The organism is Kitasatospora sp. MBT63 (assembly GCF_000710465.2).
GTDB lineage: Bacteria > Actinomycetota > Actinomycetes > Streptomycetales > Streptomycetaceae > Kitasatospora.
In genome coordinates this window covers 502-3,059 of the sequence record NZ_JAIZ01000795.1, presented here as the reverse complement: position 1 = coordinate 3,059, position 2,558 = coordinate 502, and the positions used below count along the sequence as shown (strand labels likewise).

Below are 2,558 nucleotides of genomic sequence, written 5' to 3'. Positions count from 1 at the left end.
CCGTCAACAGCGCGATGGCGGACGCCCTGCGGCGGGCCGGTCTGACCAAGTAGCGGCGACGCGACCGCGGCGGCGGGGGCACCGTGCCCCCGCCCGCCGCGGTTCAGCCTCCGGACGGGCCGCCGGCGGCGCGCACCGCGCGCAGGCCCTCCACCAGCAGGTGCAGGCCGAACGCGAAGTGCGCGGTGAAGTCGGATTCGGTGAGGGTCGGCAGGACGGCGGCCAACTGCTCGAACTCCCCCTCGGCCACGGCCCGGCGCAGCCGCTCCGGATCCGCGGACCGCTCGGGCGCGCCGGGCCCGTCCGCGGGCTGCCGGGCGGCCTGCTCCTCCAGCGTGTGGCCGACCGTGAAGTTGGCCACCGCCAGCAGCGCCCGCGCCGCCTCCTCGTCGCCGAACCCCGCCCCGCGCAGCACCCCCACCACCGTGTCGGCGAAGCCGAGGACGCTCGCACCGGTCGCGTAGGTACCGGCGAACACCCGGGCGCCGTCGCGGTACGAGAGCAGCGCACCCCGCAGCGCACCGGCCAGCCCGGTCAGCTGCTCACCCCAGTCGCCGCCCGGTGCGGACGCCGGCACGGCGGCGACCCCGGCCAGCATCCGTTCGGCCATCGCGGTCAGCAGGTCCTGCTTGGTGGCGAAGTACCGGTACAGCGCGCCGGCCTGCACGTCCAGGGCGGTGGCCAGCCGCCGCATGGTGAGGGCGTCGAGACCGGATTCGTCCAGCAGCTCGAGCGCGGTCGCGACGGTCCGGGCCTGGTCGATCCGGGCGGGCCGGCCCCGGGCAGGGGAGGACGGTGAGCTCATGGCCGCATTGTAGTGAACGGTGTTCATGTCGGCCCGGACACCGCCGACGCCTCCCGGGTGGAAGGATGGGCCCGTGGCCGAGCCCCGGATCCCCGCCCGTCACGCCCAGTTGCTGGCGTACGCACGGAGCCTGAACCCGCCGTCCGGCTGGAAGGTCGAGGTCTCCGGCGACGAGATCATCATGACGGCGGGCCCGTCCGTCGTGCACCAACGCAACCTGCTGCTCGTCCGGGAGCAGTTCGACGCCCACCGGCCGGCCGGCCTGATGCCGAGCGAGAACACGGATCTGGCGTCCCCGAACGTCGGCAAGCTCCGGAACCCGGATCTGACGTACATCCCGGTCACGGTGGTCGAGCGCGGCGGCAACGACGTCCCGGCAGAGCTGGCGGTGATCGCGGTGGAGATCGTCTCTCCGTCGAACCCGGAGAACGACCTGGTCGGCAAGGTCCGTGACTACCCGCTGATGGACATCCCGCTGTACCTGCCGGTCGATCCGAGGGAGGGCGCGGTCACGCTCTTCTCCGACCCGGCCGCGGGCGTCTACCACCGGCGGTGGAGCGGCGCGTTCGGCGACCCGGTGCCGATCCCGGAACCCTTCGCCTTCGAGCTGTCCACCGCCGACCTGATCCGCTACCCGGCCTGACCCCCGGACGGCTGGTCGCCGGTACCCGGGCCGGGCGCGGCGCCGTGCGGCCCGGGCCGGGGACGGGTCAGGGGGTGCGGCCGCGGGACTCGACCGCGAGGTCGACCAGCTCGCCCCACCAGGCCTCCCGGCCGCGCACCAGCAGCCGGGCGGCCTCGGCGGGCGGTACGGCGCGGACCTCGACCACCTGCTCGCCGTCGTCCGGGTTGGTCGGCGCGGAGTCCACCTCGACCTCGGCCCAGCCCCACAGCCAGGCCTTCTCCGGATGCGGCTGCCACGGGCGGTACGGCTCCGGGGTGTCGGTCACCGCCAGGTGCGCGCCGATCCACACCGGCGGGCCCGTCAGCCGGGCCCCGGCCTCCTCGCGCAACTCGCGGACCAGGCACGACTCGATGGTCTCGGCGGCCTCCCGGGTGCCGCCCGGCAGGAACCAGTGACCCCGGACGTCCCGGCACAGCACCACACCGCCGTCGGCGAAGCCCACCAGATGGATGTTGGTGATCAGCCGGTCGGGTGGCAGTTCCGCGGAGAACTGGGCGTCGATCCCGCCCCACGCCCAGCGCTGCGGCGCGTGCAGGTTCGGGAACCGGGCCGCGAGGTCCGCGAGTTCCCCTGCTCTGTCGGTTGTGTCCGTCATTGACCGATCGTAATCCTCCGGTGGCCGGGCGACGGTGGAAAAGGTCTCCGCGACGCCCGCCCCGTTCCGGTGAACCGCCGTTACCAGGCCGCTTCCCGGTAGTCCTTGAGGAAGACGCCCGACACCGGGGCGCCCGCCTCGCCGCGGACGATGGGGTCGTAGACCCGGGCCGCGCCGTCGACGATGTCCAGCGGGGTGCGGAACCCCGCGGCGGCGATCCGGGACTTCTTCGGCGCCGGGTTCTCGTCGGTGATCCAGCCGGTGTCGACGGCGCACATGTGCACACCCCGCGCGGCGAGTTCGGCCGCGCTGGTGCGGGTGAGCATGTTCAGGGCGGCCTTCGCCATGTTGGTGTGCGGATGCCCGGGCGTCTTGTTGCGCACCGCGAACCGGCCCTCCACCGCCGTCACGTTGACGATGTAGCGGGCGGTGTGCGGCGAGGCGAGCAGCAGCGGCAGCAGCCGGTCGCACAG

General features: G+C 74.1%; 4 protein-coding genes. 1 reads left to right on the top strand and 3 read right to left on the bottom strand.

The features are described from left to right. Positions 1 to 103: 103 nt before the first annotated feature. Positions 104 to 805: a TetR/AcrR family transcriptional regulator gene (locus AA75_RS41585; protein ID WP_033825718.1), complete on the bottom strand. Its 702-nt coding sequence runs from the start codon at positions 803 to 805 to the stop codon at positions 104 to 106. 73 nt (positions 806 to 878) lie between these two features. Here AA75_RS41585 and AA75_RS41580 point away from each other — a divergent pair, with 73 nt between their 5' ends. Then, the gene (locus AA75_RS41580) at positions 879 to 1,448 is read left to right on the top strand and encodes a Uma2 family endonuclease (RefSeq protein ID WP_033825716.1); all 570 of its coding nucleotides are present in this window, start codon (positions 879 to 881) and stop codon (positions 1,446 to 1,448) included. A gap of 67 nt (positions 1,449 to 1,515) precedes the next feature. Here AA75_RS41580 and AA75_RS41575 read toward each other — a convergent pair whose 3' ends face one another. Both AA75_RS41575 and AA75_RS41570 read right to left on the bottom strand, forming a co-directional pair. Next, the gene (locus AA75_RS41575) at positions 1,516 to 2,085 is read right to left on the bottom strand and encodes an NUDIX hydrolase (RefSeq protein ID WP_051814329.1); all 570 of its coding nucleotides are present in this window, start codon (positions 2,083 to 2,085) and stop codon (positions 1,516 to 1,518) included. An 80-nt stretch (positions 2,086 to 2,165) separates the two neighbouring features. Beyond that, the coding region (locus AA75_RS41570) for an SDR family oxidoreductase (protein WP_033825715.1) at positions 2,166 to 2,558 on the bottom strand (393 nt) is incomplete at its 5' end.